Genomic DNA, 21,560 nt, shown 5'->3' on the forward strand with positions numbered 1-21,560 from the left:
AGTGACTTTCTTATTATACTTTTTTGACTGTAACTAGTCAACTTTCTGAAGGATGAGTACACCTTCTTTTGGAGCTCCAGCTGTTCCTTGCTGTAAATTATAACCACCGTTTCCTTTCTTTACTAGTCGAAGTGAACCGGCCATATCTAATTTGATCACATATTTTGTATCTGCAGCAATTGCTGAATCGCTTTCAATATCAAAATCAAGCTCTTTGTGTGAGATATGTAAATCTGCATGATTACCATCTGTCTCTACAACATAGCTGTCTTCATCTTTATCTAGACCAAGAACTGCAGAATGTAATTCACCTACAGGCAATTCTTCTTCTGACCAGATTAAAGTATCCTTACTTTCAAAAGATAATAAATCAATATAAGCTGTACCTGGATCTTTCGTAAATGTAACTGTTTGTCCATCTACATTCAATTCCAACGATGAAACAGAAACTACAACTGAATCCACTTCATGCGGTTTATTATTTGCCTTTGTTCTAGAAGATGAGACTGAACCTGCTTTTAATGTTACGTTTGTGGTAGCATTATAGGCTAAGTTTTCTGGTGAAGAAGAATCTTCATTACTACATGAACCAAATAAAAATGTAGAAACTGTTAGGATAGATAAAGCAATCTTTTTCATATTTAATTGAGGCAAAGTGTAAAAAATATCTATTACTATAGAAATTAAAAAATTAGCAATGTAAACATTACTACAATCAATACGAAAAACGACACATAAATCACTATTGTTCAATATGTTAACTTACATTATGGATATAGGAACACCATATAATTAATATATGACAGACAGCCCTTTTTCTTCTCTGAATATTTGTCCAGGGTACAAGGCATTTTCATAAGTGATGATATATATATAGTCACCTATAGCTACTTTTTTACCTCTGTAAGTACCATCCCATCCTTTTGTAGGGTCTCTCAATTCATATTCATCAGCATATTCATTATGGTAAATTACTTCTCCCCATCGATTATAAATAGTTAACTGAATATTTAACATGTCCTTTCCTTCTATAAAGAAGGTATCATTTAAACCATCTCCATTTGGTGTAAAAGCTGTAGGTGGTGTAAATTGTGGAGGACATAAGTCAGTGATAGTAATTTCATACTCTTCTGTACAATTAGTTGAATGTGTAAGATCTGTCATTCTCACTCTGTAAGATCCTTCTTCTGAAATTGTTACTGTTGGAGTCGATTTATTAATATCTTCCCAAACTACAGCATAATTTTTATTATCAGTGGCTGTAATATCGATCGTAGCATCATCATCAAAACAGAATGTAGTATCTACAGGCATTATGGTTTCTGGTAGATCATTTGTTGTTAGGGTAATAGTATGTTCATATAAACATGGGTCTGAATTTTCATTGCTTTGTACCCATAATTTATAAGAATACTCCCCTGCCTCATTGACTGTTATATCTGTAGTTGTTTCTCCAGTACTCCATTCTACAGCTTTTACGACTCCTTGGTCTGAAACAATTGTACTAAGGTTTACATCCGTAAATGCACAGGCATCCAAGGTTGATGAACCTAATCCGTTTGGTAAAACCACCACTTCAATACTATCTCTTCTTGCACAACCTTTTTCGTTGAACGTCTCAAAATAATAGAATTGTGTTTCCGTTGGAGCAACTTCTATGGCATTTGAAGTTGATCCATTATCCCATTGCCAACCAACACCTCCATTCACTTGTAGATTTACTGATTGTCCTTCACAGACATATAATTGAGGATCAAAAGTGATATCGGCTAAACGAAGAACTTCTACCTCTTGCTGTATGACATCCTTACAGCCCAATTCATTAGTAATCACCAAGGCTATTTTGTAAGTGCCTTCTTTTATGTATTGATAAGATGCCGATGGGTTTCCTTTTTCTTCTGGATCACTATTTTCGTTATCATAATCAAAGAACCATTCCCAATCTACAATGCCTTCAGGTGATCCTCCTGATGACTTACTACCGTCAACTAAAACATTCTCCCCAACACATATTAATGTTGGAATCTCAATCCTAGCTACTGGTGTTGGGTGTATTGTGATTCTTCTTGTAACTACATCACTTTGACAACCAAGATCAGTCGTAATTCTTAGAGCTATTTCATAATTCCCTTCACCTTCATAAATTTTATTCACAAAAGTTGATGTTGTAATTGTATCAACATCAAAAGTTCCATCATATTCAAAATCCCATTCATAAGAGATTGTTCTATTTGGTATTCCAGATTCTGACGCATCAAATTCAACACCATTTCTTGCACATCCAATGTCTTCACTCAATGTAAAATCAGCAATTGGTTTTCTTTGGAAATATACCTGAACTGTATCGACACCAGGACATACACTAGGCATAGCATTGTTTACTGTAGTCAGTACAACATCTGCAGTTACCTCATAGCTATCTGTATTAAAAGTTGGGTTATTTACTGTGAAATAATAACCATTAGCATTATTACCTTGTAGCGAACCTCCTACCTCATTTAGGATCTGCCATGAATATGTAATATTACTTTGTTGTACATAAGCAGAATTCAATACTAAACTTCCATCTTCACAACTTTCTTGAGTAACAGTAGGCAATCCTACCAATGGTGAACGGTGAATGGTAAATGAATAACGTTTTGTACTTGCTGCACTCGTACAATCTTTCAATCTATTGGATACTTTCACATCTACATCAAAAGTAATCTGTTGTGTTCCAACATTTAGATAATCTCCATCAACTAGCGTTACAGATAAGTTTTGATCCGTAAAACTGTTGACGATTGAAGTTATATTATTTATTCCTTGTGTGGATGCTCCCGTTATCGAACTACTTACAATCGTCCAATCATACAAGTAATCAGCAGAGAAGTCTTCTGTTCCAAAAGGATAAATAATTACTGGTACTGCAGAACAACCTTCTGCCGTAGCATCAGGAATCACAATCTCTGGTATACGCGTAAAGTTCACTGTATACTGATGAGTAGATATACAAGTTGGGTAGGCCTTATTCGTAGCTGTCAATTCAAAAACGGCAGTGATGATACCAGAACCTGTACCGAAATAGGTATTGTCTACCGTTAATCCTGTAATTGTATTCGATGATATCCCATTGAAACCATTAAAGTAGGTTGTGGCAGTTGCATTCCCTCCATCAACAGAAACAACATTCCATTGAATATCATATAGCGATTGATCAGAAACAATACCATTTATACTTGTGGTTGCTTCAGAACATATAGTGATATCATCGTTCGTATCAAACTCAGCTGAACGAGAAAGTTCAATATCGATTGTCTTTGTAAATGGATCACAACCTCCTGTTTGACCTACCGTAATTGTACCTTGGATGATAGAACTACCTGGATCAAAGGATACATTTATCAATTGAAGTCCTGAGTCATCTGTACCTGTTGGTAATAAAGTGAATGTACCTCCAGTCGTTGTTTCAGACCAAGTGTGATTTACAGTTGCTATAGGGTCAGATAATTCTGTAAATAATGTCAAGGTGTCTAGTCCATCAGTACATGAGTTAAAGTCCATGACATGATCTAAGCCTACCTTCCTATTTATAGTTACCGTATACACCTGATTTACTGTAGAACATGCTCCTCCAATACTTAATGTCACATCACCAGTAATTACTGAACTCCCATCTGTAAAATCAATATCTACTACATCAAGACCCGAACTACCATTGCCTTTCGTTGAAATATCAAATGTTCCTCCATTTAATGAAGTAACATCAAGAGACCAAATATAAGCCCAGCTAGATACTAGATCCATTTGACCTGTATACAACTCATGAACTTCTGATAAGTCATCAAAAGAACAAATTGTATTCATTGTCAGTGATGAAGGATCAACCGTTCTGTTAATCACAAGTGGTAAATTAAGTGGGTAGTTTCCACAAGCACCGGCCACATCCAAAGTAATTGTACCAGTAATTTGACTAGCATTTGTATTGAAATTCACTGATGTAAGTACCAGTTCTGATAAATTATTTCCTCCTTGAGTATGAGTGATAGTACCACCTACGATATTAATAATATCCCATGTGTACACATATCCTGTAACTGCTTCTGAGTTCTCAGGAATAGCAACAACATTTGTAGCTCCATTATCTAAACAAAGGTTTAATTCTGGAATTGTTGTTGCTTCAGGCATTCTTCCGATTTCAACAATAATATCTTTTGATTCTAGATTACATCCACTATTGTTAGATACCCTTAGTATCGCATCTATTTCAGGTTCACTTGTTCCAAAAGTAATGGCATTATAGTTTAGTCCTGATAAATCAGTTCCTGTCGCTTCTATCTCAAAAGTACCTCCAGAGACCGTACCCGTTACAATTTCCCAAGTATAGTCTATACCATTTAATGATTCTGATAAACCAGCAAATGCTACTAAACCTGTTTCACCTTGAAGTACACAAATGTCAATTGCATCAGGGAACAATGACATATCAATTTGTCTATTGATAGTGATATTAAAGGTAGTGTCTTGAGTAGCACAACCACCAATTGTAGACAGTTGCACATCAAAATTCACTGAACTTATATTGTCATTAAAGTCTACCATATCTACTTGCAAACCGGAGTTATTAGGTCCCATTCCTGAGATACTCACCGATGCATCTGCTGGTGCAGAAACGATATTCCATGAATAACTTACTCCACTTAAAGTCTCAGTAGATGCTGCAAATACTACTTCATTTGTGGTACCGTCCAATAAACAAAGTTCTTGATCGGCTATACCTGACAAATCAGGAATACGCTGTATAGTGACCGGAATATTTACGATACCTGCATCACAATCTCCTGTGATTTCTAATGGAATTTCAGCATTAATCGTCAATGAATTATCACTAAAATTAATATTCTCAGCTACTAATACAGAATTCATATTTCCATTAGACACAATATCAAATGTACCTCCAGAAACATTAATAGGTGTTGCTCCCCAAGTATAATCGAAGCCAGGAATATTCTCTAACACTCCATCAAATAGCTCCCCTGTACCATTATCAATCACACAAAGTGTATTGAATGCTACCGTTGTCACATCTATCTTACGGTCAATTGTAATCGTATAATCTTGTCTGATTGTTTCACAAGGTCCAACGATCTCATAAGTCACTGTACCCGTAATTTGACTTTGGTTATCATCAAAATCAATATTATAAACTTCAAGTCCGGAGTCTAAATTTCCTTTTGGTCTTACTTCAAAAGAACCGTTAGTTATTGTACTTGTATTTAGTATCCAATTGAACGTAAACCCAGGTAATACTTCTGTTTCACCTGCATATACTTCATAGGTATTGGCATCTCCATCTGCTGCACAAATTGTATTTAAAGTGATGGCTCCTGCATCAATACTTCTATTGATTGTTAAAGGAATATTCAGTGGATAATTACCACAGGCATTGGCTACGTCCAATTGAATTATGCCTTCAATCAATGATGAACCAGAGGCAAAAGAGACATTATCAAACGTCAACTCAGAGTCATTATTCCCACCTTGACTTATGGTTACTGTACCTCCACCATTGGTTACATTTACCGTCCATGTATATACATAACCAGTTACTTCCTCTGCATTGCCTGGAATCGCAACTACAGATCCATTATTTGCTAAACATAAATCTAAACTAGTAAGATTGGTAGCTTCTGGCATTCTACCAATTGTAATCGGAATCACCTTAGATTCAATGCTACAGCCTGAGTTGTTCGTTACCTTTAAATTGGCTGTAATTCCAGAAGATAATAAGTCAAAATTGATATTGTTGATCTCCAAGCCTGAAGCATCACTACCAAGACTTGCAATTTCAAACGTACCTCCATTTAAAGATCCTGCTTCAATTTCCCATGTAAATGATAAATTATTAACTGTCTCTGCCAATTGGGAAACAACCTCGATATTGGTTGCTCCTTCCAACTCACAAATATCAAGTAGGTTAGGGAATAAATCCATGTCTACTTTTCTTTCAATCAATACATCAAAAGAAGTTGTTTGGTCCTGACATCCACCTGTTACTGTTAAGTCAACCGTAAATGTGATATTATCAGAAGAAGGACTGAAATCTATAGTTGAGAGATTTAAACCTGTATTGTTATTTCCATTTGGAGTCAATGTTAAACTACCACCATTCACCACTCCTCCTTGAATTTGCCAATCATAATTTACTCCAGTAAGAAGTTCCGAAGATGCAGCAAATACTACTTCTGAGGCTGTTCCATCTAATGTACAGAACACCTGATTCGAAATTGCTGAGATATCAAGCTGTCTATTAATTCTAATTGGTAAAGTGACAGTTGAGTTATCACAACTTCCTGTAATTTGAAGAGGAATTTCAGCATCAATAAATAATGAATTGGCATCAAATGAAATTGCATTTGCTACTAAGTTGGATGCATTATTTCCTGTTGATGACACAGTAAATGTACCTCCTGATATAATATTTAAAGCACCCCAATTGTATGTAAAACCTGGAATTGTTTCAGGTAACTCTGCATATAATTCTTGTGATGTAGCCCCTTCAACTACACAAAGTGTATTCAACGATATCGAAGTTAAATCTACTTTTCTATCAATAACTACAGGTAAAGTAGTCGTTACATCAGAACATGTACCTGATGATACTGTTAAGATAATGTTTGCTGTAATTTGAGCACTGTTTGTATCGAAAGTGATATCACTAGCATCTAAAACAGAATTTAAATTACCGCTTGATGCAATTGCGAAAGAACCTCCACTTAAGGAACCTAAATCTAATTGCCAATCGTATGACCAACCTGCAAGCGTTTCTGTCACCCCTGTATATAATGTACCAGTGCCATTATTTCCTTCACTACATAAAGTCGTTAAGGCTAAAGTAGATACATCAGGCTCTCTGTTTAATGTATAGTTAATGGTCAATGGGTAGGTTCCACAGGCATTATCTACCGTTAATAATAATTGACCTGTAATTTGAATTTCACCATCATTAAAGTCGATAGTTGTAAACTCTAAGCCAGAATTATTTGAGCCATAACCTGCTACTTCAACGTCTCCATTATTTTCTGAGGCTACCGACCATACGTAATCATATGTACCGATTACTTCTCCCAGTTCTGTGATACCCACAACATTTGTAGCTCCATCAGCCACACACAGTTCTATATCTGTAACATTAGCTACTGAAGGCATTCTTCCGATAGTGATATTGATATCTTTACTTTCAATAGCACAACCGTTGGTATTTTCTACTCTAATTACTCCTGTAATAGTTGGTGAACCTGTATCGAATGTAAGGTTATCGATCCACAAACCAGAGTTATCAGTTCCTTGGGCTGTTAAATCAAAATCACCTCCTGACCATGAAACCTTAGACCAAACATAATCCAATCCTGTTACTGTTTCAGCCAGAGGATTTAATACCGATATATTTGTTGCTCCATCTAGTTCACAAAGAGTTAGATCATTCGGAAACAATGATAAATCAACAGCTCTATCTATTGTTACATCGAATGAAGTATTGATTGTCTGACATCCTCCTGTGATTTCTAAGTCAACAGTGAATGTGATTTGGTTGGATGTAGGATCACCACTTTTATCAAAAATAATATCATCTAACGTTAAACCTGAATCTTGATTACCATTAGGTACTAAGCTTGCAGATCCTCCAGATAAAGTTCCTGTTCGGATTGACCAATCATAACTTAAGCCTGTTAGGTTTTCTGTAGATGCATCGAATAAGATTTCTCCATCTGCTCCATCCAAAGTACATGTTACAATATCTGTAAATGTTGTTACATCAGGAATTCGGTTAATTGTAATGGTTTTGGTCACAGAAGATGCATCACAAGAGCCTGTTAAAGTAAAACTAACGTCGGCTGTGATTTGAAGGCTACCGTCTGCAAAATTAATATTATCGGCTCTTAAGCCTGAATCATTCACACCAAAAGAAACTAAATCAAAGGTTCCTCCTGATAATGCTGTCAATGTTGACCAATCATAAGTAAACCCAGAGATGTTCTCAGAATTTTCAGCTAAAATGATTTCACCTGTAGCACCATCTATTGTACATAAAGTAGTGAATGTAATGGCATTTAAATCTACTTTTCTATCAATAACTACAGGGACAATCTTCGTCTCTGTATTACAAGCAGTAGTTACTGTCAACTCTAATTCTCCAACAATTTGTGAACTACCAGAAGTAAATACAATGTCTTTGATATCCACTCCTGAGCCATCACCTGTGACATCAAAATCGAAATCACCTCCTGTTGGAGTAGCTAATTTTTGCCAAGTGTAAGTTGTGTTAGCAATCGATTCAGTAACGGGTAAATACCCCGTCATTGCAGTCGTTTCATTATTGAAAGAACACAGGTTTATGGTCGTATAATCATCAAGATTTACTCTTCTGAATATTGTAAAGTTTGCTGTTTCAACAATTGGAGGTTCAGGACAGCCTGTTGTTTGAGTAATTTGAACAGTACCTGTAATTTGATCTGATCCATCGTTGAATTGGATATCGTTAAATTCCAATCCAGTATTTTGGTAACCAAACTGATTGTGTGTGAATGTACCTCCCCCTGTAATGGTTACATCCCATGTAGAAGTCACCCCTGCCCAAACCGTAAGGTTTTCGTTGTGGGCAATTACATTGTTTTCTCCTTCTTCTACACAAAGTGTATTCATACTAATCACTACAGGGTCTGCAACTAAATCGATAGTTACAGGTATAGTCATTGTATTTGATCCACAAGTAGCACTAAGGCCAGTGATCGTCAAATCAACATTCGTCGTAATTACATCGCTACCTACATCAAAGTTGACGTTATTAAAAACCAATCCTGAATTATCTGCTCCTGTACCTGAGATCGTAAAATTACCACCATTTATAGGGTCAGGTAGGTTCCAAACATAAGTATAATCAGGGTCTAATGTAGGTGAATTTTCATTTTGAACCGTCACCAATGTATTTCCTGTTCTTGAACAAAGAGAAATACTATAACCTGTTACTTTTAGAATATCTGGCTGATAATGAATAGTAAACGGAATTGACTGAGTAAAAGTGCCACATGATGCATCTGGACCACTAATCACTAAGTCAACAAAACCTGTAATTTGAGTAGCTCCAGCATCAAAAGTAATATTGTCAAATTCCAATGCTGAGTTATTGTTACCACTTGCATCTAAGGTGAAATCACCCCCAGTTGGTGCAACAGGATTTTTTGTCCAAGTATATGTAAAGCCATTGATAGCAGTTGGTTCTTCTGTGTAGATAGAAACATCTGTATCATTATTAAAGGCACAAAATTCTATGGGCGTTGCAAAACGCGTCATGTCAGGAATGCGGTTGATCTCAACTGGAATGTCAACTGGGGCAATTGTACATCCTCCTCCAGCACTTGTCACTGTCATTCTTAGTGTTGCTCTGATTTGATTACTTGCACCTGTAAATTGAACATTATCAAAATCTAATCCTGAGAAATCTCCCCCATTCGGCGTTAAGTCTATCGTACCGCCTGAAGGTGTTCCTACAAAACTCCATGAATAAGTAAAGTCTGTAATTGGTGTTGCATTGGCAGTGAAGATATTTATTCCTGATGCTCCATTTAATAAACACTGATCTATAGATGCCAATGGTAATGTATCAGGTAATCTATTGATTGTGAATGTAAAGGTATTCGTTAGCGTACCACAAGTAGCATCTGCACCCGTTACTGTTATCGTAGCTGTTCCTACAATCTGAGCAACACCTGCATTAAAAGTAACATTCGTTAATTCTAATCCACTTCCTTGGTCTCCGTATGGGTTTGTTGTAACTGTACCACCTGTAGCAGAAACGTTCCATGTATAAGTATAACCCGTTAAAGTCTCTCCTAATTCAGCGGCAATAATTTCATTTGCAGCTCCATCTGCCAAACAGAAAGTTACATCTGATTGATTGATTACATCAGGAATTCTATTGATGGTTAAAGTAATATCTTTCGTTGCACCAGCACAGCTTGCATCCATTCCAGATACTGAACCTCTTACTGTAGCAATAATTTCATTTGAACCGTTATCAAAATTGATATTATTAATAATCACCTGTGAACCATCAGCTCCCATACCTGCTACATCGGCAGTACCTCCTGTGAAACCTGAGATGCTCCATTTGTAATTATAACCTGTAACAATTTCTGTATTTAAAGGCTGAATTTCAATTCCTGAAGCTCCGTTTATCGCACAGATTTCAGTATCTGCGATTTGTAAACCATCAGGTAATCTATGAATTGTAAAATTAAAAGTCTCCGTTGAAGTAGCACAAGCACCAGATAATCCAGTCACAGATACTTGAACAGTTCCTGTAATCTGATTGCTTCCTGTTGCAAAATTTATATTTGTAAAACTTAATCCAGAACTATTATTTCCATTCCCTACTAATGGTGAATCAATTGTACCCCCCGAAGGAGTACCTACAAATGACCAACTGTAATTGATGGTAGGAAGTAGTTCTGTACTCGCAGTAATGACATCTAAAGAAACAGCTCCATTTAATACACATGATTCAAAATCAGTAAGATTTGCAAGTGCATCAGGATTACGGTTAATGGTCACAGGGATACTTACAGTATTACCACAAGTAGCATCCAAGCCATTTATCACTAAGTCTAAAGAAGCTGTTATTACCTCTGAACCATCGGTAAAATCAATATTTTCAAAATCAACACCACTATTGTTTGGTCCGTTTACGGAGAATCCTAAAGAGCCTCCAGTAATACTATTTAGACTCCATACATAGTCATAACCAATAAATAATGCTGTATTTGCGGTAACAGCAGAAACTAATGCTTCATTATCCGTAGCACATATATCGATTGATGTTAATGCCAACTGATCAGGTTTTCTATATACTGTAAAAGGAATTGAAGTAGTTACTGTGCCACATGATGCATTAAGACCTGTTACTTGTAAATCTAAAGTACCATTTATAGAAGTGCTATTACCGGTAAATGCAACTGACGTAAATTCTAAACCTGAACCATCAGTACCTAAAGCATTTTCTGTAACTGTTCCTCCATTAGTCACATTTACTGTCCATGCATAAGTTGCTCCAACCACTTGATCAACAGCAGCTAATGGAGCTACCATTTGAAGGTTAGCATCTGGGTTAAATGCACAATTTATTGCAGATGTTAAAGCATTTACATCAGGAATACGATAAATCGTTATGTTTAATGTATTAGACAATGTACTACAAGATGTATCTGCTCCTGTTACTGTTAAAGTAGCCTCTGCAGTTACCACACTTTGGTTATCATTGAAGGTTACATTGTCTAGTTGCAGACCAGAATTTTGCGTTCCATATTGTGATGTGGCAATTGTACCATTTTGTACATTTGTAATCGTCCAATTATATGTATAACCTGTTAAGGTTTCTCCTTGTTCTAATGCTAAAATCTCAGAAGTAGCTCCCTCAATTAGACAGAACGAAGGATCCGTTAATCCAAATGCATCAGGAATTCTATGGATAGTTACAATAATCTCTTCAGTATTTCCTGCACAACTTGCATCCATTCCACTAACAGAACCTCTTAGTGTTGCTGTAATTGTCGTTTGGTTAGCACCAAATGCAATATTATTTAAAATTACACCCGAAAAATCACTACCTGTTGTAGTAACATCAAACGACCCTCCTACAAAATCATAGGCCAACCATGAATAGCTATAATCTGTTACTATATCTGTATTGACAGGAAGAATTTGAACTGCATTAGCTCCATTGATCTGACAAGTTTCAACATCTGAAATTTGTAAACCGTCAGGTAATCTATGAATCGTAAAATTAAAGGTCTGAGGTGTAACAGTACAATTTGTACCTGCTCCAGTAACAGATACTGTAATCGTACCTGTAATTTCCTTTTCTCCTGTACCAAATGTAACTCCAGTTAATCTTAAACCAGAGTTATCGTTTCCATTTACTAAAGTTGTAATTGAACCTCCAGCATTAGTTGTGACAGTCCATGCATATTGAATAGCTGGAAAATCATCTGTGTAAGGAGCTACGATATCTATAATTGGCGTTGAACCATTTAGTAGACAGGTCTCAAAATCTGACAATCCTGTATGTTGATCAGGTGAGCGATCTATGGTAACAGGAATGCTCATCGTATTACCACAAGTAGCATCCAGACCATTAATTACTACATTTAATGTAGTTGTAATTTGCTGTGAATTTGCATCAAAATTGATGTTCGTAAAGTTGACACCTGATTCGTTATTCCCAAACTCAGCATAGCCAAATGAACCACCCGTAAATGCTCCAAAAGACCAATCGTAATCAAACCCACTAAAATTTTCAGTATGAGGAGAGATTCCTAAAAGACTATTAATACCATCTACAGCACAAAGGTCAACACTTGTGATATTCAAAATATCAGGTCTTCTAAACACTGTAAATGGAATATCTGTTGTTGTCGTTGAACAAGTAGACCCTGTAATATCTAAATGTAATGTACCGGTAAGGGACGTAATATCACCATTAAAGGTCACTGTATTAAATTCCACACCAGAGTTGTCTGTTCCCAATAGACCCAAATCAATTGATCCATTAGCTGGATTATCCAATGTATAACTCCATGAATAAACATAAGAGGCAATCACATCGTCTGGGATATTTTCAGTAACAACAATATGATTTGATGACCCATTATCTGCACAAATTAGAATCGGTGAGGTATTTACAGCAGATGGAATTTTATCTATAGTTACAGTGATGTCGTTTGTAATTGTACCACAAGATGCATCTGCACCAGTTACAGTAAGTCTAACTGTACCTACTATTTGTAGTTGATTTGGAGCAAATGAAACATTATCAATATTAAAACCCGTACCATTAGCAGAACCTGTCACATCAAATGTACCGTTCGTACTACTCACAAAGGCCCAACTGTAGGTATAACCATCAATTGGGTTGTTATCCTCTGCCACTGCTTCAATGCCAACATCTCCTTCTGCAGCACAAAGAACTACATCTGCTGTATTGATTTGACCTGGTTGTCTGTTTAAAGTAACTTGGTAAGTATTTGTATTACAAGAAGTAGATATACCATTTACTACCAATGAAAGATCTACTATTATTGAATTAGAAGTCCCATTAAAAATGACGTTATCAAATCTTAAACCTGAGTTATTATTACCAAAAGATACTGCTGTCGCACTACCATTACTGATATTAACTACGTTCCAAGAATAATCAACACCAATATTATTTGTTGAATTTGGATTGTTAATAACGATACCTGAGGCACCATTTAAGATACAAATTGGAGAAACTATATCTGCCAAATTAGTATTAATAAGCTGAACATTAATCTGAAAATTAGACCCTGGACAGCTTCCTGCACCTCCTGCTACATTAACATCAAATACTACATCAATAAATAAAGAATTAAGATCGAATTGTACATCAGAAATTGTTAAACCACTCTGGTTTGTACCCGAACCATTATAAGTAATTGTACCTCCACTAATACTATTTACCCCCCATGTGTATGTAAAGGGGTCGTTAACCGCACTTATTACTTCTCCTAAATTTTGATTATTACTAGCACAAAGTTCTACTAAACCTGTTAAAGCTGGTTCTGGTGATCGATAAAATGTAAGTGTAAAAGTATCAAATTCATCATTTGAAGTATCACCACAAGAAGAAATACTTTTTACTGTTACAGTTATTACATTCTCATTAACATCAAAGTCGTTATTATCTATTGTAACATCAAACTGAGTAGCCCCATTATTTGTTGCTAATAAGGCTGCTGCTACTAGATCGTTATAAGCATCTGTAGTAGTCCCTGTAGTACTTTCAATAATCCATTCGGGAGTAATATTTGCATTTTTGGGAAGGTTGTTTTCATCAAAAGAAGAAACTAAAGATGCCATAGAACTTCCTCCCGATGGAATACATGGATCATAGGGGAGAGAATCTAATGTAATTGGTGGAGCAGTATAATAACCAACAGAAACTTCTTTAAAATTATAACAAGATGTTGGTATTCCTGAATTATTATCAGCATCCTCCCCACAACCAATTTCCCACACTTCTACCTTCAATGTACCGAAATTGATACCGTTATTTACATTTTTATCCCCTTGAATTTTTGCATTATCTCTGTCTGTTTGTCCTGTGAATCTTAGTGAACCTGTGATATCAGATAACGACCATTTGAATCCATAGGATTTACTAGGATCTAAACCTGTTAACTGGTAATTAATTGTACCATTATTTGTTTTTTGACATAACAATATATCATCTATAGAGATGTAAGGCTGAGCTATAGTATTATTACCATTTACAAGATATAGTATAATAAAAGCTAGTATAAATTTATATAATAATCGTCGTTTCATGTCGTAAATCCGGAAGTGATATCTGTTGTTAGTCTACCCAAGGAGTAGAACAAGGTAGTAATTGCGATTTCTGTCGCTTTTTCTTTCTGTAATCTTTATAAATATTTAGATCATAACCCACCGATATTTCATGTGAAATAGCTCCAGTTTGAGGAAGACGAGTTAATGTCCAATCCATGCTATACCCTAGTTTTAGCTTTTTTATTTTTACCCCAATCATCGCAATAATGGCATCATGATTTATTGATTCAGCATCATTTTGTTTAATAACAGGTAATCCTCTATACCAAAAACCAAAAATCATGGGATATAGATTAGCGTAAGCTCCTAAACTAAGTTGTGAGAATTTTCCTTGTTGCATAAAAAGAAGAACTGGGGAAATTGTTTTTCCTGTGTAGGAATGAACGGTCTTTCTTCTATTAGCATACTCTAACGGTATGACATATCCACCCATTAAAGAGAATTTCATAGGATAACTTTGTTTACCTCCAAGAAAACTAACACTAGGAGAATTGATATGATGAAAAGACATTCCGCCCCAAAAACCTCTTCCAAATACAAGCATACCTGCAGATACATCAGGAGCATAAGCATTCGTATTTAATAATTGTTCTTGTGTAGCTCCTCCTACAGTTCCTCCTGCACCAATTTGATCCGAAAATAGAAGAGAGTTAAAAGCAAGTGATGATTGCATTACTCCCAACTGAAGTCCAAAATTTATCTTTAGGTTATCCGAAACAGACAATAAATACCCTCCTATTACCTCAAATGATGTATTGGTAAAATTTTGCATTTGATTAATAGAAGACCTGTCTTGACGAATAGTCCCTCCTATAGATATATTTTTGCTGGGTATAAATTGATCATACCCTACCATAAATGTTTCAAAATTTGCAGGTAACCCAACCCATTGATTTCTATAATTAAATGTTGCCCTAGCATCATACGTATTCCCAACCATCGCTGGATTTAAATACAACGGGGCAGCATAGAATTGAGAAAATTGAGGGTCTTGAGCGTAGGTTACCAATGCTAAAAGTTGGAATAATGGAAAAACCACTATCCACAATAATTGCCTTGGTTTCATCAAAGTGACATTAATCAGTTAATTCAAACAGTACAGTCTAATATACGTTAATATCATGCCAAAGAGAGATGGATAAAATGATTTAATTAAAATAAATCTTACAATGTAAGATCTTTCAATTATTGAACCTTAATAACTTTGAATTGGACTATTTTATTTTTTGCCACATTTTAACCTAGATATGTTTACTGTATAATAACATACTAAAAGATTTTAATATATGTATTACATATTATAAAATACGCCAAGTTTAGATTGTAAAAGTACATTTTAAAAAAAATCCTTAAATTAGTTATTACCAAAATAAAACCCAGACATAGCTAATTAATAATGAGACTTAAAGATTCAATCAATATATTTCTTATTCTTTTCCTGATTTCTTGTTCTTCTGATTCTCCTATCCATAACCATATGGCTGCTCAGGTTCAGGATAAATTAGACCAGCACCTTAAAGTTTTAAATACACTGATACCGGATAAAAATAAACTTATCGAACTGGATCATTCTCGGATGGCTATTGATGAAAATGTATATACGCCTCCATCTATCGTAACCATTTTTTCCCGACCAAAAGTCAATGCGAGAATCTTACAAAAAAGCCAAGTTGCAGGAATAGATTTACCCTTTAAAATTCTATTGTATTCAGAACCTGATACACAAAAAGTAAGTTTAGCTTATACGTCTGCGGAGTTTATTCAGCAACGACATCAACTAACTAGTGAAGATGTAAAAGGGTATAAATTAGTGATGGATAAAATCGTGAGTAAATTTCCTCCTAACATGGTGAAAACAGTAGACCTGTCTAAAGTTGACAAAGGGTTTGGGTTAAGAATCATAAAATCTGAGAAAGATTTCCTTACTTCAATTAAAGACCTTAAAGCAGCTATTGGAAAAGAAGGTGACACTCGTTTTTTTGCTGATATTAATTATCAAGCCGAATCAAAAAAAGTAGGGGTAGATATCCCTCCGACTTATCTGATTCTTTTTGGAGGTCCCGCACCTGGAGGAAAAGCAATGCATACAACTCCTCGTCTCGGTCTCGATGCTTTTTGCCAGAAATTATTGGTTTATGAAACCAAAGAAGGAGAGGTATTTATAGCTTTTAATGACATCGTAGACTTCTCAGAATTGTATTATGATACATGGACCATTCCTCAAAGGTTCATTAATTTTCGACTTGGTAAAACACTTGGAGGGGCTGTGGAATAAGTTGTTATTCCTATCACAAGGAAAATTTGCAGCTGAAAGGAAAGTCACTTAGTTTATTTTTTTTAAATTAGTTGATGAATTTTTTAAACATCCATACATGTTTATACTACTTTTTAAAGCAACTATTTAAGAACAATGACTAAAGATCAAATTGAACTCTCGCCTTCTTTTAAAAACAAAACAAGAAAGGCCATCTTCTCTATTATCATTTTTGTATTGATTTATGGAGTCCTTCTTTCATTAGCTACCCTACTCACAGCGTTTTGTATTTACATTGGTGGTATGATCATCATCAATGCTCCAAGATTAATCACTATTGGACTTGGTATTGGACTAATAAGTATGGGGATTCTAATCATGATTTTCCTTCTGAAATTTATCTTCCAATCCACTAAAGAAGATAAATCCAATTTTATTGAGGTCTATCAAAAAGATGAACCTGAACTATTTTCAATGCTACAAGAAATTGTAGAAGAAGTAGATACTCATTTCCCAAAACATGTCTACCTCACCGATGAGGTGAATGCTTTCGTTTTTTATAATTCAAGTTTCTGGAGTATGTTTCTACCTATTCGTAAAAACTTAGTTATCGGTTTGGGGCTAATTAATAGTGTGAGTAAGTCTGAATTGAAAGCAATTCTAGCTCATGAGTTTGGTCACTTCTCGCAGAGAACCATGAAAGTGGGGAGCTATGTTTATAATGTAAATCAAGTAATATATAATATCCTTTACAATAATGAAGGGTATACCAATATGGCCAGTAATTGGGCAAGTATCTCTGGTTATTTCTCTGTATTTGTGGTTATAGCCTTTAAGATCAATATGGGTGTTCAGTGGATTCTCCAACAATGTTTCGAATGGGTAAATAAGAGCTATATGGGACTTTCGAGAGAAATGGAATTTCATGCCGATGAAATCAGTGCTCATGTAGCAGGAAGTACACCTTTAAAAACTTCGCTTCTGCGTATCGAATTTGCCAGTAAATCACTTAATAATGTGATTAGATTCTACCAGGAAAAATCACAAGAGAAGATCTATGGTCAGAACCTTTACAATGAACATCGTTTTGTGATGAATTTCACTGCACAAGAGACGGAAATATCATCACAACATGGATTACCTCAATTGTCACTTCAAGAAGAAGAGAATAATATTTCTACAAAACTAAATATTAATGAACAATGGTCTTCTCATCCGAGTACTAAAGATCGTATTGACCGTTTAGATGAATTAGGTATTCACCTAGAGAATATTGATCATTCACCAGCGAATTCCATTCTTTCAAAATTGGAGGAATATCAGAAGAAAATGACGTTAACTATATATGAAGGCAATATAGAAGTTGAAGGATGTCAGCCCATTTCAATGGATGAATTTGAGATTTCTTATAAGGAAGATTATCAAAGAAATAATTTTTCTAAGTTATACAACGGCTATTATAATCTACACAACCCTGTTGAAATCGACCTTGAGAATAAATCATCTGTTCCCATTTTATTTGATGACCTTTTTAATGATGATGTGGTTACCCTCACAAAAGAACAAACCGTATTAGAGTCTGATATTCATATATTAACAGAAATAGCCTATAACAATACTGGCATCAAAAAGTTTGAGTATGATGGGGAGCAATTCACCAAAAAGAAAGCGGGGAGTTTAATTCATTCTTTAAAAGAAAAGCTAGAGGAATTAAATGAGAAGTTGAGTGCTCATGATCAAATCATCTATCAGTATTTTATTAATAAAACAGATGATGCACAACTTGAAAATCTATACGATGAACTAATTAATTTTGACAACTTTACCAATGAGCAAAATAAACTCTGGAGTACTTTTAATAGCGAACTTGAGTTTATTCAGACCGTAAATACCATTGATGATGCAAAACTTGGCTTCTTAAATATCAAGTCAGAGAAGGCATTTAAAGAGTGTATTAAAGAACTTATTGCTATTGAAGAATTGGTGGCTACAATACCTCTAGATATGAAAGAAAACTTTGAGATGTATGTGAAAGAAGACCTCGTTTATTTAGGGGTTGAAACCTACAATGAAAAGGATCTCAATATCTTACTATATGCGGTAAACTCTTTCCAATACTTATTAAATAAGTTATATATGATTAAGAAGAAACAACTTCTTCAATATCAAATCGGCTTAGAAACTGGTGTAACAGTATAACTGTTGGACATAAAAAAAGAAGGCTTCATTACCTTCTTTTTTTATGTCTATACTAACTTATAGACTATGATTTTTTTCACCAAAATTCCATTTTGCAGTGTCTCTTTCTAATAAAGAGAAAAATAATAACATCAATAGCAAAGGTAATTGGATAAATATACCCAATTGTGCTCCACTGATAATGGGTGCCGGATTTAGCATTAAGATAAGAATAGCCATAAGCACATAACATATCATTACTAAATATATGGCAGGAATCCACTCTCTATACCTAAATACTGCAACAATTTTTACCACTGTAAAAATCACAAAGTGAGAACTAAACAGACCATACATATTTGTAAAGGATAAACTCGCATCTAGAGAATATTCATCCATAGGTAAACCTGTTATACTTTCCATTCCTCCATCAAACTTAAAAACCATAATAATGGTTCTTGCTAAATCTCTGAGAAGAAATAAGAAGAAGAAGTATAATGCTATTTTATTCCCTTTATAATTATTTTGTTTTGGCGGTATTAAAGATTCAATGTTTAACTTCATAAATGATCAGATTCGGAAGTTACTTTTTCTTCCATTCGACTGTTTTTGATAAGAAACCTACAGAGACCTTAACTTCTAAATGGTCGTCCACTACTTTTACATCAGCATTGTACCATTCGTCTTTCTTGATAGAATAGATTTCTCCTTCATAATGGTCACCTTTCTTTTTCAGATCCCTTAAGATGACAGTGCCTACCTTCCCTTTTGGATTATGCGTTGAAGAAATTTTACCCTCTAAAACGTCATCTCCTTTAATTTCTACAATAGTGTCTTCTTTTCCAGTATTCCACTTTCCTTTAATATCTTGTCCAAAAGATATAAAGCTAATCATTGAGAAAATTAAGAGTGCGATAAATTTTTTCATTTTGTCTTTATTTTAAGGTTGTCAGTGACTTGAATAGATTTCAAATATAACTACATCAACGAAACATTGTTACATATTTTATAATACGTTAAGAAAATTAAAACATTTCATTGAATTAAATAACATTTTATACTACGAATTATTCTCAGAAGATTGAATCAGACATAAAAAAAGCCTGATTATAAAATCAGGCCGTTTTCTTTAAACTTTTATCGTATGATATATTTGGTTTTTTATAAGAGATAAATGATTTCTTAATGCTTTTTCGTCTTTTTCTTTAATCATCTCTTTAGGGAAAAGGGAGCTACCCATCCCTACTCCTGTAGCACCAGCTGCAAAGAAGTTAGAGATATTTTTCTTTGTTACACCACCCGTAGGTAATACTTTTATTGTATTTAATGGTGCCAATACGTCTTTAATGTACTGAAAACCAAACTGTGAACAAGGAAATATTTTCACAGCAGAAGCACCTGCTTCCCAAGCTGTATATATTTCTGTAGGTGTCAATGCCCCAGAAAAGACAGGGACTTCTAATGATTTACATTTTGCAATCACCTCTACATTAACGATTGGAGTAACTATAAACTGTGCCCCTGCCATCAATGCCTTCTCTAGATCATCCATAGAACAAACAGTTCCGGCACCAACATTTAAAGAAGGATAATCATCTCTTAATTGAGCGATCAATTGTGTTGCGCCTTCAGTATTCATCGTTATTTCCAAAGAAGAATATCCTGAAGAAATATAAATAGGAACTATAAAATCTACTTCTTCTTGAGATACATTTCTTAAAATTCCTACCACAGGAGTTTCCTCAAAAGCCTCCCATGAAAATGCTTTATTATTTTGCATATCTTTCTAATATTCTTTTCTGACCGATCAGTAATGCCTTCTCTATTATTTCTTCGTCAAAGACTAAAAGTTCTTGTCTCTTTTGAGCCACTTCAGCTAAAGCCAATTGGTATAGATTATTGATCTTTCCTGAAGCAGCCATACAGATAATTCCTGTATGATCTTTTAGGTAACCTAACTCATCTCCGATCAACAAACCACTCAAATAGTAATAAGACAACTTCTTATCTACTTTTGAGATCAAATCGTTTGCTCTAATCTTAAATAAGTATTTACTATAACCTTCAGTTGCTCCTAAACGAACGCCTTGAATAAAATGTGCTTTCGCCTCATCATTCATTTCGCCCGGTTCGACAGAACTGCCAATGATACTTTCTTTGCAAAAAAGCTCGAACATTTCACCTGTCATAAAAGTATTCAGATCGGTATACTTTGAATCTTTAAATGAAAGGTGTTTGCTGTGCGTTCCTGGTAAAATGAGTACCCCTTCTTTTTGAATAGGAAGAAAAGAAGCCATACCAATAGCCTGTACTTCTTCTCCTCTCATCACATCATCACCAGATTTTGCTCCGGAAACCATCAGTACCGAAAGTTTACTTGAAAGTGATAACTTCTTACTGAAAAGGTTATCTCCTCCTTCATTAAAAGGCATTTCAGAATATCCTAATTCCTGCATACCCATCGAAGACGTAATCATACCTGATGCCACAATAACGTTATCATCATCCAAGCTAGTTACCTGTGCCAGTTGCTCTATAAGATATCGAGAAAAGAAGTTTCCTCGATCAAACTTTCGCTGTGCACAATACTCATTGTACATTTTTTTGACACCTTGATTGGTTTGTAACTCTTCTAAAACATCTAATGTTTCTGTATCAATTAGTCTCAAGCGAAAATTAGAAGTACCCCAATCACAACTGATAAATTTCTTTGGTATACTCATCT

General features: G+C 35.0%; 9 protein-coding genes. 2 read left to right on the forward strand and 7 right to left on the reverse strand.

Annotated elements, in window-relative coordinates; translation table 11 throughout:
• Positions 1 to 33: 33 nt before the first annotated feature.
• From QL232_RS01785 to QL232_RS01795, 3 genes are all read right to left on the reverse strand, one after another.
• Positions 34 to 639, reverse strand: a complete 606-nt coding sequence (locus tag QL232_RS01785) for a DUF4382 domain-containing protein (protein ID WP_281612815.1) — start codon at positions 637 to 639, stop codon at positions 34 to 36.
• Between the two features lie 153 nt (positions 640 to 792).
• Positions 793 to 14,382, reverse strand: coding sequence for a PKD domain-containing protein (locus tag QL232_RS01790; RefSeq protein ID WP_281612816.1), 13,590 nt, complete (start codon positions 14,380 to 14,382; stop codon positions 793 to 795).
• A gap of 28 nt (positions 14,383 to 14,410) precedes the next feature.
• Positions 14,411 to 15,469, reverse strand: a complete 1,059-nt coding sequence (locus tag QL232_RS01795) for a PorP/SprF family type IX secretion system membrane protein (protein ID WP_281612817.1) — start codon at positions 15,467 to 15,469, stop codon at positions 14,411 to 14,413.
• Between the two features lie 330 nt (positions 15,470 to 15,799).
• Here QL232_RS01795 and QL232_RS01800 point away from each other — a divergent pair, with 330 nt between their 5' ends.
• Positions 15,800 to 16,678 (forward strand): DUF302 domain-containing protein, encoded by an 879-nt coding sequence (locus tag QL232_RS01800; RefSeq protein WP_281612818.1) that lies wholly within the window; start codon positions 15,800 to 15,802, stop codon positions 16,676 to 16,678.
• A gap of 135 nt (positions 16,679 to 16,813) precedes the next feature.
• On the forward strand, positions 16,814 to 18,856 hold the full coding sequence (locus QL232_RS01805; protein WP_281612819.1) for a M48 family metallopeptidase: 2,043 nt from the start codon (positions 16,814 to 16,816) through the stop codon (positions 18,854 to 18,856).
• A 57-nt stretch (positions 18,857 to 18,913) separates the two neighbouring features.
• Here QL232_RS01805 and QL232_RS01810 read toward each other — a convergent pair whose 3' ends face one another.
• From QL232_RS01810 to QL232_RS01825, 4 genes are all read right to left on the reverse strand, one after another.
• Positions 18,914 to 19,399: a hypothetical protein gene (locus QL232_RS01810; protein ID WP_281612820.1), complete on the reverse strand. Its 486-nt coding sequence runs from the start codon at positions 19,397 to 19,399 to the stop codon at positions 18,914 to 18,916.
• A 19-nt stretch (positions 19,400 to 19,418) separates the two neighbouring features.
• Positions 19,419 to 19,763, reverse strand: coding sequence for a DUF2147 domain-containing protein (locus tag QL232_RS01815; protein WP_168882264.1), 345 nt, complete (start codon positions 19,761 to 19,763; stop codon positions 19,419 to 19,421).
• 201 nt (positions 19,764 to 19,964) lie between these two features.
• Entirely contained in the window at positions 19,965 to 20,615 is a 651-nt protein-coding gene (locus QL232_RS01820; RefSeq protein WP_281612821.1) for a bifunctional 4-hydroxy-2-oxoglutarate aldolase/2-dehydro-3-deoxy-phosphogluconate aldolase, read from the reverse strand.
• Complete coding sequence (locus QL232_RS01825) at positions 20,605 to 21,558, reverse strand: 2-dehydro-3-deoxygalactonokinase (protein ID WP_168882266.1); 954 nt, start codon at positions 21,556 to 21,558, stop codon at positions 20,605 to 20,607. The genes QL232_RS01820 and QL232_RS01825 overlap by 11 nt, the downstream gene beginning before the upstream one ends.
• Between the last annotated feature and the right edge of the window lie 2 nt (positions 21,559 to 21,560).

Source organism: Flammeovirga sp. SubArs3, assembly GCF_947387565.1.
Taxonomy (GTDB): domain Bacteria; phylum Bacteroidota; class Bacteroidia; order Cytophagales; family Flammeovirgaceae; genus Flammeovirga; species Flammeovirga agarivorans.

Bases quoted from the DNA above. Each gene is read 5' to 3' on its own strand.
- QL232_RS01820 (WP_281612821.1), bottom strand. From the start codon at position 20,615: ATGCAAAATAATAAAGCATTTTCATGGGAGGCTTTTGAGGAAACTCCT.
- QL232_RS01805 (WP_281612819.1), top strand. From the start codon at position 16,814: ATGACTAAAGATCAAATTGAACTCTCGCCTTCTTTTAAAAACAAAACA.
- QL232_RS01795 (WP_281612817.1), bottom strand. From the start codon at position 15,469: ATGAAACCAAGGCAATTATTGTGGATAGTGGTTTTTCCATTATTCCAA.
- QL232_RS01790 (WP_281612816.1), bottom strand. From the start codon at position 14,382: ATGAAACGACGATTATTATATAAATTTATACTAGCTTTTATTATACTA.
- QL232_RS01815 (WP_168882264.1), bottom strand. From the start codon at position 19,763: ATGAAAAAATTTATCGCACTCTTAATTTTCTCAATGATTAGCTTTATA.
- QL232_RS01810 (WP_281612820.1), bottom strand. From the start codon at position 19,399: ATGAAGTTAAACATTGAATCTTTAATACCGCCAAAACAAAATAATTAT.
- QL232_RS01785 (WP_281612815.1), bottom strand. From the start codon at position 639: ATGAAAAAGATTGCTTTATCTATCCTAACAGTTTCTACATTTTTATTT.
- QL232_RS01800 (WP_281612818.1), top strand. From the start codon at position 15,800: ATGAGACTTAAAGATTCAATCAATATATTTCTTATTCTTTTCCTGATT.
- QL232_RS01825 (WP_168882266.1), bottom strand. From the start codon at position 21,558: ATGAGTATACCAAAGAAATTTATCAGTTGTGATTGGGGTACTTCTAAT.